Origin of the sequence: Acetatifactor muris, from assembly GCF_024623325.1 — a bacterium.
Lineage (GTDB): Bacteria > Bacillota > Clostridia > Lachnospirales > Lachnospiraceae > Acetatifactor > Acetatifactor muris.
This window is the reverse complement of sequence record NZ_JANJZD010000025.1, coordinates 20,140-43,408: the sequence shown is the minus strand read 5'-3', so window position 1 is coordinate 43,408 and position 23,269 is coordinate 20,140. Positions and strand designations below refer to the sequence as shown.

General features: G+C 41.0%; 17 protein-coding genes. 10 read left to right on the top strand and 7 right to left on the bottom strand.

The window, feature by feature from the left end; all coding sequences use genetic code 11:
• Nucleotides 1-15: 15 nt before the first annotated feature.
• The gene (gene lysS / locus NSB25_RS20590; RefSeq protein WP_103241410.1) at nt 16-2,028 is read right to left on the bottom strand and encodes a lysine--tRNA ligase; all 2,013 of its coding nucleotides are present in this window, start codon (nt 2,026-2,028) and stop codon (nt 16-18) included.
• Between the two features lie 321 nt (nt 2,029-2,349).
• Between lysS and NSB25_RS20585 the strand changes: the two genes are divergently transcribed.
• Entirely contained in the window at nt 2,350-4,119 is a 1,770-nt protein-coding gene (locus NSB25_RS20585) for a site-specific DNA-methyltransferase (RefSeq protein WP_242982559.1), read from the top strand.
• 99 nt (nt 4,120-4,218) lie between these two features.
• Nucleotides 4,219-5,697 carry a DUF6930 domain-containing protein gene (locus tag NSB25_RS20580; protein WP_103241408.1) on the top strand — a complete coding sequence of 493 codons (1,479 nt, stop codon included), beginning with the start codon at nt 4,219-4,221 and terminating at the stop codon, nt 5,695-5,697.
• Nucleotides 5,698-5,756: 59 nt separating this feature from the next.
• On the opposite strand, the gene gyrA is transcribed toward NSB25_RS20580, so the two are convergent.
• The 6 genes from gyrA to dnaA all read right to left on the bottom strand — a co-directional run bounded on the left by gyrA (nt 5,757) and on the right by dnaA (nt 14,756).
• Entirely contained in the window at nt 5,757-8,333 is a 2,577-nt protein-coding gene (gene gyrA, locus NSB25_RS20575; RefSeq protein ID WP_103241407.1) for a DNA gyrase subunit A, read from the bottom strand.
• A 95-nt stretch (nt 8,334-8,428) separates the two neighbouring features.
• Nucleotides 8,429-10,519, bottom strand: coding sequence for a DNA topoisomerase (ATP-hydrolyzing) subunit B (gene gyrB, locus NSB25_RS20570; RefSeq protein ID WP_103241406.1), 2,091 nt, complete (start codon nt 10,517-10,519; stop codon nt 8,429-8,431).
• Between the two features lie 20 nt (nt 10,520-10,539).
• Nucleotides 10,540-11,640, bottom strand: coding sequence for a DNA replication/repair protein RecF (gene recF / locus NSB25_RS20565; RefSeq protein WP_103241405.1), 1,101 nt, complete (start codon nt 11,638-11,640; stop codon nt 10,540-10,542).
• A 13-nt stretch (nt 11,641-11,653) separates the two neighbouring features.
• Nucleotides 11,654-11,863, bottom strand: coding sequence for an RNA-binding S4 domain-containing protein (locus NSB25_RS20560; RefSeq protein WP_103241404.1), 210 nt, complete (start codon nt 11,861-11,863; stop codon nt 11,654-11,656).
• 80 nt (nt 11,864-11,943) lie between these two features.
• The gene (gene dnaN / locus NSB25_RS20555; RefSeq protein ID WP_103241403.1) at nt 11,944-13,065 is read right to left on the bottom strand and encodes a DNA polymerase III subunit beta; all 1,122 of its coding nucleotides are present in this window, start codon (nt 13,063-13,065) and stop codon (nt 11,944-11,946) included.
• 326 nt (nt 13,066-13,391) lie between these two features.
• Nucleotides 13,392-14,756: a chromosomal replication initiator protein DnaA gene (gene dnaA, locus NSB25_RS20550; RefSeq protein WP_103241402.1), complete on the bottom strand. Its 1,365-nt coding sequence runs from the start codon at nt 14,754-14,756 to the stop codon at nt 13,392-13,394.
• Nucleotides 14,757-15,264: 508 nt separating this feature from the next.
• On the opposite strand from dnaA, the gene rpmH reads away from it, so the two are divergent.
• The 8 genes from rpmH to NSB25_RS20510 all read left to right on the top strand — a co-directional run bounded on the left by rpmH (nt 15,265) and on the right by NSB25_RS20510 (nt 23,099).
• Nucleotides 15,265-15,399, top strand: coding sequence for a 50S ribosomal protein L34 (gene rpmH / locus NSB25_RS20545; RefSeq protein WP_103241401.1), 135 nt, complete (start codon nt 15,265-15,267; stop codon nt 15,397-15,399).
• 57 nt (nt 15,400-15,456) lie between these two features.
• Nucleotides 15,457-15,810 carry a ribonuclease P protein component gene (gene rnpA, locus NSB25_RS20540; protein WP_103241400.1) on the top strand — a complete coding sequence of 118 codons (354 nt, stop codon included), beginning with the start codon at nt 15,457-15,459 and terminating at the stop codon, nt 15,808-15,810.
• A 23-nt stretch (nt 15,811-15,833) separates the two neighbouring features.
• On the top strand, nt 15,834-16,082 hold the full coding sequence (gene yidD, locus NSB25_RS20535; protein WP_103241399.1) for a membrane protein insertion efficiency factor YidD: 249 nt from the start codon (nt 15,834-15,836) through the stop codon (nt 16,080-16,082).
• Between the two features lie 37 nt (nt 16,083-16,119).
• Nucleotides 16,120-17,460 carry a YidC/Oxa1 family membrane protein insertase gene (locus NSB25_RS20530; RefSeq protein WP_103241398.1) on the top strand — a complete coding sequence of 447 codons (1,341 nt, stop codon included), beginning with the start codon at nt 16,120-16,122 and terminating at the stop codon, nt 17,458-17,460.
• Nucleotides 17,461-17,520: 60 nt separating this feature from the next.
• Nucleotides 17,521-18,165: an RNA-binding cell elongation regulator Jag/EloR gene (jag, locus tag NSB25_RS20525; RefSeq protein ID WP_103241397.1), complete on the top strand. Its 645-nt coding sequence runs from the start codon at nt 17,521-17,523 to the stop codon at nt 18,163-18,165.
• Between the two features lie 154 nt (nt 18,166-18,319).
• On the top strand, nt 18,320-19,741 hold the full coding sequence (gene mnmE / locus NSB25_RS20520; RefSeq protein WP_172455230.1) for a tRNA uridine-5-carboxymethylaminomethyl(34) synthesis GTPase MnmE: 1,422 nt from the start codon (nt 18,320-18,322) through the stop codon (nt 19,739-19,741).
• 2 nt (nt 19,742-19,743) lie between these two features.
• Nucleotides 19,744-21,666: a tRNA uridine-5-carboxymethylaminomethyl(34) synthesis enzyme MnmG gene (gene mnmG / locus NSB25_RS20515; RefSeq protein WP_103241395.1), complete on the top strand. Its 1,923-nt coding sequence runs from the start codon at nt 19,744-19,746 to the stop codon at nt 21,664-21,666.
• A 32-nt stretch (nt 21,667-21,698) separates the two neighbouring features.
• A complete protein-coding gene (locus NSB25_RS20510) occupies nt 21,699-23,099 on the top strand; it encodes an MATE family efflux transporter (RefSeq protein ID WP_103241394.1) in 1,401 nt (466 codons plus the stop codon).
• Nucleotides 23,100-23,269: the final 170 nt, after the last annotated feature.

Here is a 23,269-nt window from a genome sequence, read left to right as displayed (position 1 = left end):
AGCTTTTGCTTCCTATTAACAAATCCTTGTTCCTTCCGGTATGATATCATCCACAAACACCACCTGACAACCACATGCATTATTGGTTCCGGCCAACAGCATTCCCTCGCTTTTTACACCCACAAAACGGGTAGGCTGCAGATTTGCCACCACAATGATCTTCCGGCCGATCAATTCTTCCGGCTTATAGTATTGCTTAATGCTGGATACAATCACTCTCTCTTTGATACCGTCAAACAGAGTAATCTTATAACAGCTGTGTGACTTTCTGATTTCAGCACATTTCAGTACCCTGCACACCCGCAGATCAATTGTTCTGAATGCGTCAATACTGATTTCTTCTGCAACAGGTGCCACCTCATCCGGCTCTCCATATTCTACCGCAGGCTTTTCCTCTTCCTCCACCTCTTCCGGAGCCGTCAGGACCTTCGTTTCTTCCTCGGTAATCGGTGTGGAGAAATCCAGCAGAGAAAGGAATCTGTCCTTTTCAATGGCATAAAGGAACAGATAAAGTCTGGGGCCTTTCTCCTTATTCAGCAGCAGCTTATATACATCCTTGAAGAAAGTTCCCTGCAGGGCCTTTAAATTTTCCACATCATAGCCATATATTCTCTTAGGAATCTCATACAGTTCTTTATTCAGATCTTCCAGCGTATACTCATTTCCGGAGAGATATTCATACAGCATTTTCACAGCTGCTTTTTCCTGCTCATTCAATTCATTATACACAGGCCAGTTTCTCACCGGACAAAGCTTATTTACATTCTCCGGAGAACAATTCTCCAGCCAGTATTCAGCCAAACCCAGACGCTCTTTGAAATCTTCATATTTATATGGTGTTCCTATTTTCTCGAATACTGTCTCCAGCATATCCGGATTGAAATCCACAATGGAACCAAGCTGAACCAGATGAGACATGGGAACCGTTCTGATCTTCTCATCAAACATCAGACAGCTGTTCATAATATCCTTTATATATTCATCCGCAGAGCCATCCAGATAACTGTTGTACTGCCTGTCAAACTCAAAATACTGTCTCAGAATCCCGTCGTCAAAGCAGAAATCAAATGCTTTATTAGGTTCCGATTTGGCATAGAGCCACAGAATCACTTCCGGCTGATAGATGCTCAGCAGCGTACTCGGAGTCAGATTCAAACCGGAAGAGCCAGACATCTTACCTGTGGAACCTTTTATACCGATAAATTCATATCCCTGAAAAACAGGGGCATCATAATCAAAAATCTTTTTTGCAATGACTTTACTGGTATCATAGCTTCCCCCCGGACTTGCGTGATCCTTTCCGCCCGGCTCGAAGTCAACCTGCTCATATTTCCAGCGCATGGGCCAGTCAACCTTCCAGGCCAGCTTGCAGTTATAATCTTTCGTAAAATCATGTTCTCCTTTATAACCGCACTTACAGATATAGTCTGCTCTGGTACAATCTTCCGAAAGGCCGAGTATCTTTGTGGTATCCCTGTGACATTCCGGACAATAGATACTCACCGGATAATAAGCTTCCCTTTCTCCTTCCTGTGCGTCCTGTGTACGGAAGCTGTCAAGAATATCAAATATTTCACCTCTCTTGCGCAAAGCTTCAATCACATAATCCTTATATTTTCCGCTCTTATTCATCTGAGCCTGATATCTGTATTCCATTTTAATGCCGAATTTTTTAATGGAAGCTTCAAATTCTTTCTCAAAATATTCCGCATAAGACTTTTCTTCCGTATCAAAAGGATTCGGCGTATCCGCATAGGAAACTCCGATATACTTTTCCATATCATCCCTTACTTTAGCCACATTCACCGGAATTTTCCGTACCCTGTCATACTCGTCCCACGAGAACAGAAGTTTTGCTTTTTTCCCTTTTCTCTCCAATGCTTTCGCCACAAAAAGGCTGGTGGCAATATCTCTGAAATTACCGATATGAACGGAACCGGAAGGGCTGATTCCAGCGGCACATACATATTCTTCTTTGTTCGGATTTCTGCTGATAATTTTTTCCGCAATCTTGTCTGACCAATGCATTTGTAATCCTGTCCTTTCTGTAACCTGCGGCCATTTTGGGCTGCTTCCTGCATTATACAGTACGCCTAACTTAAAGTCAATTGTCGGAACAGGCTTTTCTCATGTTTATTTCCCTGATATTGCGCTTGCATTCACTGCTTCGGATGTTGTACAATGCTGAATAGTTACAAATATTCCTCACATAAAGTATAACCAAAACGGAGTCAGTTTCATATGGACAAAATGAGAATGGAGTCAGTGGATATTTTTCAGCAAAATATAAATCAACTTGAGGCGCTTTTTCCAGAATGTATTACTGAATGCATGGGAAAAGACGGTAAAATGATAAAAACTGTAAATTTTGAACGTTTCAGACAGCTTTTTTCCGATGAATTGCAGGAAGGCAATGAAGTCTATGAGTTCACCTGGGTTGGAAAAAAAGCAGCCATTGCCGAAGCCTGTAAACCTGTTAGGAAGACGCTGCGTCCATGTCCCGACGAAAGTGTAGACTGGAATACCACTGAAAATATCTATATTGAGGGAGACAATCTGGATGTATTAAAGCTTCTTCAGGAAAGCTATCTTGAAAAAGTGAAAATGATTTATATTGATCCGCCTTACAATACCGGCAATGACTTTATTTATCAGGACAACTTTGCTCAAAATGCAGATAAATACAATGAACTCACGGAAAAATTTGATGAACAGAATCGTTCTCTGTTTAAAAATACGGATTACAACGGACGGTTTCATTCAGACTGGTGCAGCATGATTTATTCCCGGCTGATGCTGGCGAGAAATCTGCTGACAAAGGATGGTGTCATTTTTATCAGCATTGATGATCATGAGGTGGCGGCTCTGCGTTTTATCTGTGATGAAATATTCGGAGAGCGCAATTTTATAGCTCAGATTGTATGGGAAAAAGTTCACACCCGGAAAAATTCTGCCATTAATTTTTCCGGCTCTCATGAATATATTCTGTGTTATGCCAAAAAAAAGAGAGAAAATGCCGGAGACGGGGATGGATTTCGAATTCACCTGCTGCCCAGAGAAAATACGGATGCTTACGGCAATCCTGACAATGACCCAAAGGGTCCCTGGAAGGCAGACCCCATAACTGCTCATAATTATTATAGTGCGGATTATCAGATTACAAAACCGGATGGTACAATTATCAGCAGACCAAAGGACAGATACTGGGCTTTCAGCGAAGACACCTGGAACCGGCTTGTCAGTGAAAATGCAGTCATCTGGGGAAACGGGGATTCCATGCCTATGATGAAGCGCTATCTCTGTGACGTAAATGACGGACTCGTTCCAACTACGTTATTCACAAGGAAATTTGCCGGAGATACTTCCACGGCCAAGAAAAATATGGATGCTCTCTTTGATGTCAACGGACTGTTTGACTATACAAAGCCGGTAAAGCTTTTATACAGGCTGCTGCAGATTTCCACAGAGGAAAATGATATCGTTCTGGATTTCTTCTCCGGCTCCGGAACAACCGCTCAGGCAGTTATGGAATATAATTTCAAAAGCAATGGACATCGAAAATTTATCATGGTGCAGATTCCGGAAAAGCCTTCTGAGAATTCCACTGCCTTCCAGACAGGATATGAATCTATCTGTGAACTGGGGAAGGAACGTATTCGCCGTTCCGGGGCAAAACTGAAAAAAGAATACTCTGATACGGTTCAGAACCAGGATACAGGTTTTCGTGTTTTCAGGCTGGCTGACAGCAATATGACTGATATTTATTACAGTGCAGATGAATATGAACAGAATATTCTGTCTCTCATGGAATCAAATATTAAGTCAGACCGGAATGATCTCGATCTGATATTCGGCTGTCTTCTGGAATGGGGACTGCTTCTTTCCATGCCTCTGCGCAGTGAAATGTGGGGAAATTCTCATATTCATATTTACAATGATGGAGATATGATTGCCTGTTTTGATGAGGATATACCGGAAAACATCATTACTGAAATAGCCGAAAGGAAACCTGGCCGGGCTGTATTTCGGGACTTGAGCTTTTTATCCAGTCCGGTCAAAATAAATGTAGCAGAAATTTTCAGAATAATTTCACCTGAAACAAAAATCAAAATTATTTAAATAAATATAATGCATTTGACGAAGTTTTACAAATAAACATGGACTTTCTTTACTGTTTTGTGATATGATAAAAAAAATATACACGAAAGGTAAAATATTATGATTTCTGATAAATTATATTCCATGGCATTTAAATTCAAAAAGAAAAAAGTTTGGAATATCATATTGAATGTACATGTTTTTGCGGTAAAATTTTCCGATGGTAACACAGGTTATATTAACATTACCAATTCCGTAAACGGACGCAGCTGCCTCACCATTTATCTGGGAGATAAAGGTTTCAATTGCCTCCGCACCATTACAGAGTTGGACAAAATACTGACAGATTCTTTTTCTCCCTTTAAATTTCAGGAAGCTCTGATTCAGCAGGAATGTATTAAATGTCTTTTTGTCGGTAAAAATCAGCTCACAGAAGAAGAGCAGGAAGAAATCAAAAATTATACTGCTTCTCATGATATACGGCTCTCCGGAAAGAACGCATATCCTCAGTTTATTAAATATACCACTAATTGTATACCTGTCTTATTTCTGACCGAACAGGAGCAGGAGTACCTCTGTGAAGCCTTTTCAGCTTCCATGGCACTGGCGGATATTCTCATAAATGACATGAATTATACTCTGGGAATGACACAGATTTATGATGATCCTGATACGGTTGTATCTCTGAAATTGAAGGGGGGAAAATATATAACAGAAGAAATACCTGTACCTGAAAAAATTTCTCCATCGTATCCCTCTCCAAAAGCCACCAATGATATTGCCGTTGCCAAATTAAAGAAACAAAAGAAAGTCGGCATATGGGAATGTGAAATTATCCGTTTTCCTCAACCTGTTCAAAATAGTCCGGAAGAAATCCCCAATTATCCTGTTGTTTTAATTGCAATAGAAAGTGCTACTGATTATTTTCTCTCCATATCGCCGGTATCTCATTATGAAGAAAACCCTGATCATCTGATTGACAATTTTATAGATTCTTTTCTGCAGCATGAATTATGTCCCAAAGAGATTAAAGTCCGGGATGAACGCACTTATGCCTTTGCAGAAGATATATGTAAAAAGTTGAAGATTTCTCTCAGTTTTGAGAAAGAATTAAAAGTCCTGGAGGAAGCAGAACTTACCTTCTGGGATCGATTCGGAATACCGGAGCAGGAGAAACCACAGGAAGATAAAGTGACTCCTATTTCTGTGAGACAGTCCTATATTATCAGTGTTTCCCTTGGTTCCGGCTGTTACCGACATATTCAGATTTCAGGCAACAGCAGATTATCAGATCTTCATACGTCTATTCTGAATGCATTTGAATTAAAAGAAGAAGACCATGAACATGGATTTTTTATGGACAATAAAATATGGAGCAATGAAAACTGTTATCTGGCAAATCCTCCCTACCCTGAGTTTCCTTCTACTTATGATTACAGATTAAGCCAGATCGGATTATCCAAGGGCAAACAGTTTAAATATCTTTTTGATTTCAGGAACGAGTGGAAATTTCAGTGTAAAGTACTTCAGGTTACAGACACAGATATCAAAAAAACGATTGTCATAAAAAGTAAAGGAGATGCTCCGGTATCCAAATAAATACAAAAAGGTGACAAAAGAGCTGCGACACGGTCAGTGTTACAGCTCTTTTTATTACTTTATGTTTCCTGATTTTCTTCTGTTCCTTTTATTACATTTTCACTTTCCTGTATCTCTTCTTCTTCAATCTCTTTCATGGCATCTTCCGGGTCATCAAATTCCTGCTCTCCGTCGGATACTTTTTCCCTGACTTTGGCTATCTGCGCTATCTTAACGCCTTCTTCCATATCAATCATCTTCACACCGGAAGTAACTCGTCCCAAAGTAGAAATGTCCTGCATCCTGAGCTGGATAATAATGCCTTCCGTACTGATCATCATAATTTCGTTTTCATCAGTCACAGCCTTGACGCCTACCACATTTCCTGTTTTTTCTGTGACTTTATAACATTTAATTCCCTTACCGCCGCGATTCTGAACAGTAAACTCATTCAGGTAGGTACGTTTTCCCAGTCCGTTTTCGGATACAATCAAAAGAGAATCACCCTGGCTCTGAAGCTGCATGCCGATAATTTCATCTTCATCGGATAAATTCATACCGATTACACCCATGGAACTTCTGCCTGTGGATCTTACATCTGTCTCCTTAAAGCGAATGCAGATTCCCTGTTTGGTCACCAGGAAAATTTCGCTGTCCTTATCCGTAACCTTGACTTCAATCAGCTCATCATCACTTCTGAGATTTATCGCCGTCAGACCCTTTTTCCGAATATTCATAAATTCCATCATGGAAGTCTTCTTTACGATTCCCTTCTTCGTGACCATGAAGAGATTCTTCTCACTGTCATACTCCTTAATGGGAATCATTGCCGTGATTTTCTCTTCCGGTGCCAGCTGCAGCAGGTTAACTATCGCCGTCCCTCTGGCTGTTCTTCCTGCCTCCGGAATCTCATAAGCCTTCAAACGGTACACCCGTCCCAGACTGGTGAAGAAATTCAGATAATGATGCGTGGTGGTCATCAACAGATCTTCTATAAAATCACTGTCGATGGTCTGCATACCCTTAATTCCTTTTCCGCCTCTGTTCTGAGATTTAAAATTATCCACTGTCATTCTCTTGATATATCCCAGAGAAGTCAGAGCAATCACTGTATTTTCGTTTGGAATTAAATCCTCCACAGATATATCAGAATCATCATAGCTGATTTTACTACGTCTGTCATCTCCGAATTTCTCAGAAATCTCCATAATTTCTTTCTTGATAACACCCAACAGAAGTTTTTTATCAGCCAGAATCGTCTTCAATTCCTTTATCCTTTTCTGAAGCTCCTCATGTTCATTCTCCAGCTTTTCTCTTTCCAGACCAGTGAGAGCTCTCAGCCTCATATCCACAATGGCCTGTGCCTGCGGGTCAGAAAGTTCAAATCTCTCCATCAGTCTTTCTTTTGCAATCTGTGTATTTCGGCTGCTGCGGATAATGGATATGACTTCATCAATGAAATCAAGCGCTTTTAACAATCCCTGTAAAATATGATCTCTTTCTTCCGCTTTATTCAGATCATACCTGGTTCTTCTTGTGACTACATCCTCCTGATGAATCAGATAATATTTCAACATATCAGGAAGATTCATTATTTTCGGCTGCTGATCCACCAGAGCCAGCAAAATGACACCAAAGGTGTCCTGGAGCTGCGTATGTTTATATAATTGATTCAGTATTACGTTGGCGTTGGCATCCTTGCGGAGTTCAATGACCACTCTGATACCTTCTCTGTTGGATTCGTCGCGTATATCTGTGATCCCGTCAATCTTCTTCAGCTTTACCAGCTCTGCAATCTTGATAATCATATTTGCCTTATTGACCATGTAAGGCAGTTCAGTTGCAACAATCTGGCTTTTACCGTTGGGAAGCGTTTCTATATTGGTCACGGCACGGACTATAATTTTGCCTCTTCCCGTTCTGTAGGCCTCATTACAGCCTCTTGTCCCCAGAATGAGACCTCCTGTAGGAAAATCAGGCGCTTTCACAATAGAAAGAATTTCTTCGATAGAAGTCTCCCTGTTCTCATTTACCCTGTTATCTATGATTTTCACAATAGCACTTACTATTTCACGAAGATTATGAGGCGGTATATTGGTAGCCATACCAACTGCAATCCCTGTGGTACCATTTACCAGCAGATTCGGATAACGGCTGGGAAGTACATCCGGTTCTTTCTCCGTATCATCAAAGTTTGGTGAAAAATTCACTGTATCTTTGTTGATATCAGCCAGCAGCTCCATGGAAATTTTAGAAAGTCTTGCCTCTGTATAACGCATGGCAGCCGCACCGTCCCCATCCATGGAACCGAAATTCCCATGTCCGTCCACCAGCGGATACCTTGTGGACCATTCCTGTGCCATATTAACCAGAGCCCCATAAATGGAACTGTCTCCGTGGGGATGGTATTTACCCATTGTATCACCGACAATACGTGCACTTTTACGATGAGGCTTATCCGGACCATTGTTCAGCTCAATCATGGAATAAAGCACCCTGCGCTGAACAGGCTTCAAACCATCTCTGACATCCGGAAGCGCCCTGGAAGCAATGACACTCATAGAATAATCGATGTAAAAGGATTCCATTTTCTCTTTTAAATCTACTTCATGAATCTTGTCAATCTCCGGGTTATTATCAAAAATATCATCTTTCATTCTGTTCCTCTTTCATTGTCACAGGAACTGCCGTGAAATAACCTGTGTAATCAAATTATTTCCGGACAGTTCCTTACTCTCAAGCTCAAAAAGTGTCATTTGATATCCAGATTCTTCACAAACTTTGCATTTTCCTCGATAAACTCCCGTCTGGGTTCTACCTTATCTCCCATAAGTGTGGTAAAAGTAAGATCCAGCTCAGATTCCATCTCCTCATTATAGTTCACGCGCAGAAGAATTCTCCTGGCCGGGTCCATGGTTGTCTCCCAGAGCTGCTCTGCATCCATTTCTCCCAATCCCTTATAACGCTGTATTTTATTATTCTGGTCTCTGCCCACTTCCTTCAGAATTTCGTCCAGTTCTTCGTCACTGTATGCGTACCACACCTTTTTATTCTTTTCCAGCTTATACAGAGGAGGCTTTGCCAGATACACATGGCCCTCTTTAATCAGATCAGGCATAAAACGATAAATAAAAGTGAGAAGTAAAGTGCTGATATGAGCTCCGTCCACATCTGCATCCGTCATCAGTATAATTTTGTCATAACGAAGCTTTTCGATATTGAAATCGTCATGAATGCCTGTGCCGAAAGCTGTAATCATTGCCCTGATTTCCGCATTGGAATAAATTTTATCCAGTCTGGCCTTCTCCACATTCAGAATCTTCCCCCTCAGAGGTAATATGGCCTGTGTTGCACGAGACCTGGCTGTCTTCGCACTTCCCCCTGCGGAATCACCTTCCACAATATAGATTTCACAGTTTTTCGGATCCTTATCGGAACAATCCGCCAGCTTGCCGGGCAGGGCCATTCCGTCCAGAGCAGTCTTCCTTCTGGTCAGATCCCTTGCCTTGCGGGCGGCCTCCCTTGCTCTCTGAGCAAGAATAGATTTCTCACAGATAGATTTTGCCAGCATGGGATTCTGTTCCAGGAAATAAGTAAGCTGTTCACTGACAACTCCATCCACAGCACCTCTGGCTTCACTGTTTCCCAGCTTTTGCTTTGTCTGTCCTTCAAACTGAGGATCTTCTATCTTCACACTGATTATGGCAGTGAGTCCTTCCCTGATATCTTCCCCTGAAAGATTGGGCTCGTTCTCCTTTAAAAGCTTTGCATTCCTTGCGTAATCATTGAAAGTCTTCGTAAGAGCGTTTCTGAATCCCTGTAAATGTGTTCCGCCTTCAGGTGTGTTGATATTATTCACAAAACTGAATACACTTTCATTAAAGGAATCATTATGCTGGAAGGAAACCTCCACATACACACCGTTTCTCTGTCCTTCAAAGTAAAGGATATTCTCATAAAGAGGAGCCTTGCTTCTGTTCAGATAAGATACGAATTCCCTGATTCCGCCCTCATAGTAAAATTCTGCTTTCTTCTCCTTCTTTACTTTTATATTCTCTTCCCTTTTTTCTTCTCCGGATCCGCTTTCCCCGGCTTCCTGCTCTTCTTTTCGATCTTCTTCCGCTCTTTTTAACAATTCATTGATCTGGCTGTTCTCATGTTCCTGAAGAGTTTCTGCTTCTGATCTTCCATCCCTCAGTATAATTCTCAGACCTTTGGTCAGAAAAGCCATCTCGCGAAGCCTTATTTTCAGTAAATCAAAGTCAAAAATCGTAGTTTCCGTGAAAATAGTCTTGTCCGGCAAAAATGTGATTTTACTTCCCGTTTCTTCTTCTCCGCAGGTTCCGATAACTTTTAAGGGATAACATACATTTCCCCGCTCATAACGCTGCCTGTAAACCTTTCCCTCCTGACGGATTTCCACTTCCAGCCATTCAGAGAGAGCGTTTACCACAGATGCTCCCACACCATGCAGACCTCCAGACACCTTATAACCGCCTCCGCCGAACTTTCCTCCGGCGTGCAGAACAGTAAATACCACCTCTACCGCAGGAATGCCTGCCTTCTGATTGATGCCTACAGGAATTCCCCGTCCATTATCAATAACAGTTACAGAATTATCTTCATTTATTCTTACATCAATAGTATCACAGAATCCGGCCAGTGCCTCATCTACTGAATTATCCACAATCTCATACACCAGATGATGAAGACCTCTGCTGGCAGTCGTTCCTATATACATTCCCGGACGCTTTCTAACCGCTTCCAGTCCTTCCAGAATCTGGATCTGGTCTGCACCATATTCATGTTCCACTGCAGTGTTGTTGATTGTTTCTTCGTTCATACAAATATATCCTTTCTGTTTTACGATACAACATCCGTATTCATACAGCTTACGGTTCCTTCCGATACCCTGTAAACCCTGTTGATTTCAAATCTGTGGTTGACAAATTCTTCCAGACCGGTACAGGTAATGATGGTCTGAATATCCCCTATACTGTTTAAAAGGTAATTCTGCCTGTTAGAATCCAGTTCAGACAACACATCATCCAACAAAAGGATTGGATTATCTTTGGTAATTTTCTTCACAAGTTCTATCTCAGATAGTTTCAAAGACAGGGCTGCCGTCCTCTGCTGCCCCTGAGAACCATATCTTCTGATATCTACATTTTCTATCATAAAGGAAAAGTCATCCCTGTGAGGACCTGTCGATGTCATCTTTGATCTGATATCTTTTTCCTGACTCTGTCGTAGCTTTTGTTCAAAATCCTCAATCTCAACATCCGGCTCATAATGGATGACAAGGTTCTCTCTGTCCCCTGAAAGCTTTCTGTGAATATCATAAATAATATCATTTAACTGTTCTGCGAATAACTTTCTGCGCTCTATTATTTTGCTTCCGAAAGAGACCAGCTGCATATCCCATATTCCCAAAGTTTCCTTCAGTGACGGATTCATATACATATCTTTTAACAGTTTGTTGCGCTGATTGACAATTTTATTGTAATGATTCAGATTATAAAGGTAGAAGCTGTCCAGCTGGCACAGTTCCATATCCACAAATCTTCTTCTTTCAACGGGCCCGTTCTTGATAATTCCCAAATCCTCCGGTGAAAAAAATACCACATTACACAGACCAAGCAAATCCGCAGCCTTTTTTATCTTCTGTCCGTCGATGGCAATTCCTTTTGATTTGCTTTTTCTTAAGTGCATATCCACTCTCGTCTCCACACCCTCTTTTTCCAGAAAAGTTCTGATATGTGCCTCTTCTCTGTCAAAATTGACGATTTCTCTGTCCTTGCTTCCCCTGTGGGACTTTGTGGTGGCAGCCATAAAAATAGCTTCCAGTATATTCGTTTTTCCCTGCGCATTATCCCCATACAGGATATTTGTCCCTCTGTCGAACTGCATGTTAAGAAAATCATAATTTCTGTAACCTGCCAGTTCTATTGATTTGATCACCATATTAATACCGTCTTCACAATTCTATTTTAATGGTTTTTCCTTTATATTCCACAATATCGCCGGCTGACAGCTTTTTACCGCGTCTGGTTTCAGTCTCTCCGTTCACTTTTACCAGACCCTCCTGAATCTCATACTTTGCTTCCACACCGGAATCTGTCATACCGGCAGCCTTTAAAGCCTGACCAAGTTTTATATAATCCTCTTTCAGATGTATGATTTCCATTCTCTATCTCTCCTCAGAAACTGCCGCCGAATCATTTCCATTGTTCTGAAAATGATACCTGCATGAGATTTTGCTCAATGTTACTGACGGCCTGCATAATTTGCTACAAGACTTACCGGAAGTATCAGGTAAATATATCCCTTGTCCTCATTTTTGATGAAGCAGGGAGCCTTTGGATTTACCATGTACAGATCCACTTCTTCTTCATCTATGACACGAAGCGCATCTATCAGAAATTTCGGGTTAAAACCGATCATCAGATCTCTTCCCTGCTTTTCGATGTCAATATCTTCATTCATACTTCCCAGCGCGGATTCAATTCTCAGTGCCATGCCTGCATCGCTGATGTTGATTACAATAGGCTTTCTGTCCCCTTCTCTGGTCAGAAGAGTGGCTCTGTCAATACAGTTCAGGAATTCTTTCTTATTTACCCGTACCTTTGTCTCATAGTCGCTGGAAAGCATTCTGTCAATGTTGAAATATTCTCCTTCTATCAGTCTGGATACTACAACTGTATTCTCAAATTCAAACACAATATGTTTTGAAGTAAAATATATGGTCAGAAAACTGTCCGCTCCTCCGGGAAGAATCCTGCTCACCTCATTCAGGGTTTTCCCTGGAACAATCACCTTCTTTGGCGCGTAGGTTTCCCGCAGCTGAATTTTACGGATCGAGATACGATGCCCGTCTGAAGAGACCAGCTTCAACTCGTCTCCATTGATCTCAAACAATTCTCCTGTCATCAGTTTATTATTGTCATTATCCGCAATGGAAAAAATTGTCTGTCTGACCATTTCCTTTAAAGTAAACTGGCTGATTGAAATACTCTCTTCCTTTTCCACTACAGGCAGATAGGAGAAATCTTCTCCGGATTTACCCATTAAAGTAAATTTTGCTTTTTCACAGGTAATGATTGTCTTATAAGAAGCATCTGTTTCTATTCTGATAGAACTGTCGGGAAGCTTTCTTACAATTTCAAGAAATATTTTCGCATCCAGTGCAATCAATCCCTTTTCCAGGATTTCTCCTTCTATGACTGTCTCTATTCCCAGATCCATATCATTGGCGGTTAAGGTGATCAATCCGTTGGAAGCATCTATCAATATACATTCAAGAATGGACATTGTCGTTTTGTTGGGAACGGCTCTTGATACAATCTGTACACCATTCAGAAGATTTGATTTGGAACAAATTAATTTCATGTAGATAACTCCTTCCCTGTCAGAAAATTTCGCGTTTCTTATATATAGATAAAGATATTCATAATATTATTAATAAGGGTTGTTGATAAGTGCATAAGTGTCTCTATTATACTATTTTTCAAGGAAAAATGGAATGGAAAACTTGTTAATAATGAAAAAATATCCTGAGAATAAAAATGAAGTTATTCACAGTCGTTTTTCTCTTTTCTTTTCCTTCCTGTTCAGGACGTACATTAACCACATACTACCCACATGGATATGTGGGTAATTTTCTCTGGAAATGGTTTATCTTCTGAAGGATTTATCTTCTAAGAAGGATTTATCTTCTAAGAAGGATTTATCTTCTTTATTATAATATCCACCTTATTTTTAAGATCTTCATTTGTCTGTATTTCCGCGGTAATTTTGTTGACTCCATGAATAATCGTGGTGTGGTCCTTTTTTCCCAGAAGCTTTCCTATGTTCATATAAGAGGTATCTGTCAGTTCCCGGCAGAGATACATAACAATCTGTCTGGGAAGTACAAATTCGGAATTTCTTTTTTTCGATGTAATATCTTCCGGTCTCACGCCAAAGTGTTCGGAGACCACATTAATAATCAGAGCAGGAGTAATCTCTCTTGCCTTGTTGGGGTAAATGACGTCCTTCAGCGCTTCTTCGGCCACTGCAAGGGTCAGGTCCACTTTGTTCAGCTTACCGGCGGCGGCTACTTTATTGAAAGCACCTTCCAGTTCTCTTATGTTGGATTTGATATTGGTAGCAATATATTTGATAATTTCTTCATCAATGGGGTGTATGGAATGCTCGGCATTTTTCCGGAGAATTGCCATTCTCGTCTCATAATCGGGAGGTTGTATATCGGCAATCAGTCCCCATTCAAATCTGGAACGAAATCTTTCGTCCAGAGTCTCTATTTCTTTCGGCGGCTTATCCGAGGACAGGATGATTTGCTTTCTGGCTGAATGAAGTACATTAAATGTGTGGAAAAATTCTTCCTGTGTACTTTCCTTTCCTATAATAAACTGAACGTCATCTACCATCAGAACGTCTACAGTTCTGTATTTTTCGCGGAGCTTTGTCATGGAAGCAGCATTACCGCTTCTGATAGATTCGATTACTTCATTTGTAAACTCTTCGCTGGTCACATAGAGAACTTTTTTATCTGGATTCTGTTCCATAATAAAATGTCCTATGGAATGCATCAGATGTGTTTTGCCCAGGCCGGGACCTCCGTATAGATAAAGAGGATTATAAGTGAGTCCGGGAGATTCCGCCACTGCAAGGGAAGCGGAATGGGCAAATTTATTGCTGCTGCCTACCACGAAAGTATCAAATTTATATTTTGGATTGAGATTTGCATTTTCGGAATTGATGTGATTGGAGGGATCGTTTTCTGCAGGAAGGTTGTCCTTTTGCATTTCTTTGATCACATCTTTTTCCTGGACGAATTTAATATCATAATCTTCTTCCAGCATCTCCGTTATGGTGACCTGAAAAAAACTCTTATATCTGGAAGAAATATAATCAATCATATGAGACTGTTCTTCCGGTATGATGATGCTTACAATATGATTGTCCGCATTGTACAATGCAAGTGGTTCTACCCATGTCCTGTAGGAAATATCAGTCAGATCATATTCTCTCTTAATGGTTTCCTTTATGGCAGTCCAGTTTTCCCTGATACTTTCCATTGTCTTTTCCTCCCTCGAACGAAAATGCTGCATTTCACTATTGTAATATAGTTTTCAAAAGATTTCAAATATTAGTTTTGAACATATACAGGGATAAAATTATCCACATAATGTGAATAACTTTGTTTATAATTTACTTGTATACATACTTATGTGGATATAAATGTGAATAAGTGGATAAGTATACATTACGAAAAAAGGCTGTTTTATAAGGGGCTGTGATTAATTTGTGTTTTATTACACAAGATTCATACCATTTTTACTTGAATTATCCACAAATAATCAACATACTGTGTATAACTTATTAACACGAATTTGTTGTGGATATCTATGTGTATAACCCATGTAAAATTTTTTTATTATATAAATATCCTGTTTTTGCCGAATTTTCCTTGACATAAGGCTTTTTTTTTTATACAATCAATATGCTATTTTCCTGAAATATACGTGTGAAGAGAAAATAAGTTGCCTTTATATAAAAGGTTCAGAGAAAAGGAGGTGCTTTTCCATGAAAATGACATTTCAGCCCAAAAAGCGTTCGCATGCTCGGGTTCACGGATTCAGAGCAAGAATGAGTACTCGCGGTGGAAGAAAAGTTTTGGCGGCCAGACGTGCAAAAGGAAGAAAAGTATTGTCCGCATAGGTCACAGAAATGTGACCTTTTTGATTACGTTTGTGAAATGCAGACGGAGGATGGCAGATGAGGTTTTCTGAAAGTCTGAGTAAAAATCACAGGTTTCAATTCGTTTACCAGAATGGTAAATCTTATGCAGACAGATATCTGGTTATGTATGTGAAGGAAAATGGCACGGAGAAGAACCGGATTGGAATCAGTGTGAGTAAAAAGGTCGGAAACAGTGTGGTCAGGCACAGAGTGACGAGACTGGTGAGAGAAAGTTACAGATTACATGAAGCGATATTCAATAGTGGTTTGGATATCGTAATCGTTGCGAGGAAGAGCACGGCTTCGGCAGGATACTATGAGATTGAAAAAGCCCTGCTTCACCTTGGAAAGCTTCATCATATTATCAAGGTATATTTTTATGTTGATTAAGGCTTTGGAAATTTTATGAGAGCATGAAAAAATTATTGGTTGCCGGTATTCGATTTTATCAGAAATATTTGTCTCCCTTGAAGAGAACAAAATGTCCTTATATACCGTGTTGTTCTCAGTATGGCTTAGAGGCCATTCAGAAGCACGGTGCTTTTAAGGGCAGTTTGCTGGCCGGGTGGAGAATACTGCGCTGTAATCCTTTTTCAAAAGGGGGATTTGACCCGGTTCCGGATGAAATTGTCATCGGAAAAAGGAGAAATCAGGGGAATTGATGAACCGACACAATCTGACTGAGAGGATAGAGAATAAATGAATTTAATTTTACTGACTCAGAATACCACCCCAATTATAGGGCAGGTTGCATGGCTGCTCGGTAAAATCATGAACGCAATCTTTTATGTGATTGATTTTATCGGAATTCCCAATATAGGTCTTGCAATTATTCTGTTTACGATTGTGGTAAATCTGTTAATGACGCCTCTGAATATCAAGCAGCAGAAATTCTCCAAGCTTTCTGCGAAAATGAATCCGGAATTACAGGCAATCGAGGCAAAGTATAAAGGAAGAAAAGATAATGATTCCATGATGGCAAAGAATCAGGAGATTCAGCTTGTCTATGCAAAGTATGGTGTATCACCAAGCGGAAGCTGTGTACAGCTGCTGATTCAGATGCCTATTTTGTTTGCCCTGTATCGAGTCATTTATTCCATGCCGGCTTATGTGACAAAGATTGGGAATACTTTCAGAGTACTGGCTGATAAAATCATATCTGTTGACGGAGGCGGATTTCTTCAGAATTCAGGTTCTGACAGCATTTCCAATGTAGTCAGTATGTATGGAAGGTCCATGACGGACGGAAATCTCAGCAACGGCATTATTGATGTGCTGAATAAACTGTCCTCTGCTGATCTGGAAACAATAGCGGATCATTACCAGTTGGCCAGCCTTACTTATCCCGAAGTGGGAGGTCAGTTGATTTTAAGTAATGAATCAACCAGGGGATTGATAGACATTTACAATAATTTCCTGGGTCTGAATATGGGAGATTCTCCCAGTGCTCTGATTAAAACAGGTATGGAACTGGGTGCGTGGGGAATTGTGATCGGCGCTGTGATGATTCCTGTTCTGTCCGCGGTGACACAGTGGATCAACGTAAAGCTGATGCCTCAGCAGCAGCCTGCTTCCGGTAATGAGAAAGCTTCCAGCATGGCTGCTTCCATGAAGACTATGAATATGATTATGCCGCTGATGTCCGCATGGTTCTGCTTTTCGTTCCCTGCAGGTATGGGTCTGTACTGGGTAGCCGGAAGTGTGGTGAGAAGTATTCAGCAGATTATCATTAACAAGCATATTGACAAGATGGATTTTGAGCAGGTGATAGCGAAGAATTCTGCCAAGAGTGCCAAAAAGATGGAAAAGCTGAAGAAGAATCAGGAGAGAATGAATGCCTATGCGAATATGAATACAAGAAGTATTCAGAACAGAACGAGTATTCAAAGTAAGGCAAATGTGAATTCCGGTGTATCGGAGAAGGAAAAGGAAGCAGCTTCGAAGGATAATCAGCAGTATAGAAGCAGCAGTGCAAAACCTGGAAGCATGATGGAAAAGGCCAATATGGTCAGAGAATACAATGAGAGAAATAATAAGTAAAGTGATCTCAGATATGATTGATACGATTTATGCGGAACTAGAATGAGGAGGTTTAAAGAGATGGTTAAGGAGCAGGAGTATATCGAAGTATCTGCTAAGACTTTAAATGAAGCCATTACGGAGGCATGTCAGAAATTTGGTGTGACCAGCGATAAACTTGATTATCAGGTAATAGAGGAAGGTTCTGCCGGGTTTTTAGGAATTGGTTCCAAACCTGCAATTATCAAAGCTGCTGTAAAGATGGAAGAGATGTCTGTTGAGGAAGTGGCTGAAAATTTTCTGAGTGATGTATTTGCGGCGATGAACATGAATGTGGCCGTTGAAGTGAAATATCAGGAAGAAGAAAAGACTATGGATATAGAGCTTTCTGGAGAAGAAATGGGAGTACTCATCGGAAAGAGAGGACAGACTCTCGACTCTCTGCAGTATCTGGTTTCTCTGGTTGTAAACAGAGAGACAGAAGATTACGTGAGAGTAAAGGTGGATACAGAGGATTACAGGCAGAGAAGAAAAGAAACCCTGGAAAATCTGGCAAAAAATATAGCCTATAAAGTAAAAAAGACCAGAAGACCGGTGTCTTTGGAGCCGATGAATCCCTATGAGAGAAGAATCATTCATTCAGCTCTGCAGAACGATAAGTATATATCTACCCACAGTGAAGGCGATGAACCTTTCAGGAGAGTAGTTGTCACTTATAAGAGATAAATTTAAGAAAAGGATAGGGCTGTGGCATTAAGAAAAAAGTTGAATGACTTAATGCGGCGGCCCTTTTGTAATAAATGGAAGAATCCTCGTAATATATGTAATCATTGATTTTCAGTGTGTTGATATGCACAGATTGTAAGAAAAGTGATTTATGATGAAAAAAGATACAATAGCGGCAATTGCCACAGGGATAACCGATTCCGGAATCGGGATTATCAGAATCAGCGGAGAAAATGCGATAGAAGTCGGAGACAGATTATTCAGACTGCCCTCCGGAAGAAAAATGCTGTTCAAGGCGGAAAGCCACAGAATGTATTATGGATATGTGGTTGGAGAAGAAAGGAATTTTGTCATTGACGAAGTAATGGCCGTGGTTATGAAAGCCCCCAGAAGCTTTACAGGGGAAGATACCGTGGAAATACAATGTCACGGCGGTGTACTTGTGATGAAGAAAATTCTTGCCGCTTCCCTTTTCTGCGGAGCGAGGCTGGCAGAGCCGGGAGAATTCACGAAGAGAGCATTTTTAAACGGGAGAATTGACTTGGCCGGGGCCGAAGCGGTAATGGATGTGATACATTCTCAGAATGAATATGCCCTGGCTTCTTCTGTAAGTCAGCTGAAAGGAATTCTGTCTGAAGAAGTGAGAAAGCTCAGGGCGGAAATGATTCATGAGATTGCTTTTATCGAATCTGCGCTGGATGATCCGGAACATTTCATTCTGGAAAAATATCCCGGGGAATTGTCTGTAAAAATAGAAAATCTGTCAGATAGAATCAAAAAGCTGATTGATACTGCTGAAAACGGTAAGTTGATAAAGGAAGGAATCAGGACGGTAATTGTAGGGAAACCAAATGCAGGAAAATCTTCTCTGTTAAACTGCCTTGCAGGGGAAGAGAGAGCGATTGTAACTGATATAGCCGGAACAACGAGAGATATTCTGCAGGAGACAGTGAAATTAGGAGAAATCTGCCTGAATATCGTAGATACAGCGGGTATTCGTGATACCGGAGATATTGTGGAAAAAATAGGGGTGGAGAAGGCGAAGGAATCTGCAGAATCTGCGGACCTGATTGTCTATGTTGTGGATACATCCACAGAGTTGGATGAAAATGACAGAGAAATTATATCTCTGATAAAGAATAAACCTGTTATTGTATTGATGAATAAAAGTGATCTGAAAAATGCGGTGACAGAAGAAATGATTCAGGATCTTTTTCGGGAGGAAGGATATCCGGAGGATTCTTTTCAGGAGAAAGAAGTGATAACAATCAGAACCTCTGCCAGAGAAGAAGAGGGACTGGATATCTTTGAGAAGACTGTGAAGGATATGTTTTTCCGGGAAGAAATAAAAAGTACCAGTGAAATTGTGATTACAAATATGAGACATAAAGAGGCATTGCAGGAGGCATTTGACTCGTTGCTGTTGGTAAAAAAGAGTATAGAAAACGGGATGCCGGAGGATTTTTATTCCATTGATTTAATGAATGCCTATGCTTCTCTGGGCAGAATTACAGGGGAAGAAGTGGATGATGATCTGGTGGAAGAAATTTTTTCTAAATTTTGTATGGGAAAATAGAGATGAGTAAAACAAATGAATTTGTGGAAAAAGTGGATGTATGTGTAATCGGAGCAGGACATGCTGGCTGTGAGGCAGCTCTGGCCTGTGCCAGGCTGGGTCTGGAAACAGTTATTTTTACAGTCAGTGTGGACAGTATTGCTCTGATGCCCTGTAATCCCAATGTGGGAGGATCCTCCAAAGGACATCTGGTAAGAGAGCTGGATGCATTGGGCGGCGAAATGGGGAAAAATATTGACAGAACCTTTATTCAGTCGAAAATGCTTAATGTGTCAAAGGGACCTGCAGTTCATTCTCTGAGAGCGCAGGCTGACAAGGCGGAATATACCAGAGCAATGAGAAAGGTTCTGGAAAATCAGGATCATCTGGTTATCAAGCAGGCAGAAGTATGTGAACTGCTGTGGGAAGAGACAGCAGATTCTGAGGAGAAACCGGACGGGTATCAGAAGAGAATAAAAGGTGTAAAGATTTTTACCGGAATGGTTTATGAATGTAAGGCAGTGGTTCTGTGTACGGGAACTTATCTTGGGGCAAGGTGTCTGTGCGGAGAGTCTATCACCTATACGGGACCAAATGGCCTGCAGGCTGCCAATCATCTGACAGAATCATTGAAGAAAATGGGGATTGAGCTTCGTCGTTTTAAGACAGGAACTCCTGCAAGAATGGACAGAAGAAGTCTGGATTTTACCAGAATGGAAGAGCAGTTTGGAGATGAACGTATCGTTCCTTTTTCCTTTTCAACGGATCCGGATACAGTACAGAAGGAACAGGTATCCTGTTGGCTTACTTATACAAATGAGAAGACGCATGAGATTATCAGGGAAAATCTGGACAGGTCTCCGATTTATGCCGGAATTATTGAAGGGACAGGTCCCAGATATTGTCCTTCCATCGAAGATAAGGTGGTAAAATTTGCGGAAAAGGAGAGACATCAGGTTTTTATTGAACCGGAAGGACTTCATACCAATGAAATGTATGTGGCGGGAATGTCTTCCTCCCTTCCCGAGGATGTCCAGCTTGCCATGTACAGAACGGTTCCCGGCCTGGAAAACTGCAGGATTGTGCGCAATGCTTATGCCATAGAATATGACTGTATTCATGCGGGACAGCTTTATCCTACTCTGGAATTCAGGAAAATAAGGGGACTTTTCAGCGCAGGACAGTTTAATGGAAGCAGCGGTTATGAAGAGGCAGCCTGTCAGGGCCTGGTAGCAGGAATAAATGCAGCCATGTCAATATTGGGAAAGAGCCCTCTGACAATTGACAGATCAGAAGGTTACATTGGTGTGCTGATTGATGACCTTGTGACGAAAAATAACAGAGAACCTTACAGAATGATGACATCCCGTGCGGAATACAGGCTATTGTTGCGTCAGGATAATGCTGATCTCCGGCTTAGAAAGAAAGGATATGAAGCAGGATTGATATCCGAGGAAGAATATCAACATTTGCTGAAAAAAGAAAGGCTGATAGAGAGTGAAATAGAAAGACTGAAAAATACTTCTGTAGGTGCAAATAAGGAAGTACAGCACTTTCTGGAATCTCATGACAGTTCTTCCTTAAAGACAGCAGCCAGTCTCGCAGAATTGTTGTGTCGTCCGGAACTTTCCTATGAAATTCTGGGAGAAATCGACAGGGATAGAAAGGCACTGCCGGCAGAAGTAATCGAACAGGTAGATATCGAAATCAAATATGAAGGATATATTGTCAGGCAGAAACGTCAGGTAGAGCAATACAGGAAGATGGAGAAAAAGAAAATCCCTGGGAATCTTGATTATGATGAAGTGCCTTCCCTTCGGATAGAAGCCAGACAGAATCTGAAGCTCTTTCGTCCGATATCCATTGGACAGGCATCCAGAATATCCGGCGTCTCCCCGGCAGATATCTCTGTATTGCTTGTGTATCTGGAAAGATATGGCAGATAAAGTATATTACAAAGGCACATGAGAGGGATTTCATGAGTGAATTGAAAATAAAAAATCAGGATAAAACAGAATTATTTGAGCGGACGCCTGTTCCTGCAGCTGTCAGGAAAATGGTGATTCCCACAATTATAAGTTCTTTGATTATGATTATTTATAATCTGGCTGATACATATTTTGTGGGTATGCTGAATGATCCGATACAGAATGCTGCAGTTACTCTGGTGGCACCGCTGATGCTGGCATTTAATGCGGTAAATAACCTCTTTGGAGTGGGAACCAGCAGTATGATGAGCCGGGCTCTGGGACGTCATGACGAGGAGACAGTGAGACGTTCTTCTGCTGTGGGATTTTACTGTACAATTTGTGCGGCGGCATTGTTTTCTCTTGGAAGTATTCTTTTTCGGACAAATTTACTTCATTTGCTGGGAGCAGAAGAAAATACAATTACCGCAACTGCAGGTTATATGAAGTGGACTGTCTGCTGGGGGGCGGTGCCCGCGATTTTGAATGTGGTTATGGCATATATGGTTCGCTCGGAGGGCGCTACTCTCCATGCCAGTATAGGGACTATCAGCGGCTGTGTATTGAATATGATTCTGGACCCGCTGTTTATTCTTCCATGGGGACTGAATATGGGTGCGGAAGGAGCGGGTCTGGCAACTTTTCTTGGAAATACGGCAGCCTGCTGTTATTTTTTCGTGTTATTGTTTGTGAGAAGGGAACATACATATGTATCGATTTCTCCGAAATATTTTACTCTTGATAAGAAAATTATTCTGGGTATCTGTGCTGTGGGTATACCGGCCAGCATACAGAATCTGCTGAATGTGACCAGTATGACTTTATTGAATAACTTTTCTGCTTCTTTTGGTTCTGATGTGGTGGCTTCCATGGGAATTGCGCAGAAAATTAATATGGTACCCATGAACTTGTTTTTTGGTCTGTCGCAGGGTATTTTGCCTTTGATTGGATATAATTATGCAAATGGTAATCATCGGAGAATGAAAGATACAGTTTTCTATGCCATGAAACTTTGTCTGTGTCTGGTAATTACGGTCTCAGTGGGATATTTTGTGTTTGCAGGTTCTCTGATTCGATTGTTTATGAACAATGATGTAATTGTTTCTTACGGTACTCATTTTCTCAGAGCCATGTGTCTGCAGCTTCCTTTTATGTGTGTGGACTTTCTGGCGGTAGGTGTGTTCCAGTCTACGGGCATGGGAGAGAAGGCTTTGATTTTTGCCATTCTCAGAAAAGTAATATTTGAGATTCCGGCGCTTTTTATTCTGAATAAACTGTTTCCTCTTTATGGATTGCCTTATGCGCAGGTAACTTCAGAGATGCTTCTGGCCTTTATAGCAGTTATTGTGTTGATCAGACTTTTCAAACACATGGAAAAAGATAAAAAAATAGCTGATGCAACCAATGGCTGACAATTTTCCAGTGTAAAATGGTGGAGCTTTTATTCTTTTTTCTGGTATAATGCCGTTACATAAATTATTCCATGCAGGCTGCGGCGGAATAAAATAGCTGTCAGAAATGTTGAGCTTACCGGCAGGATAAGGAAAGAGAGGAGCATCCATATGAGTATGGCGAAGAAAAT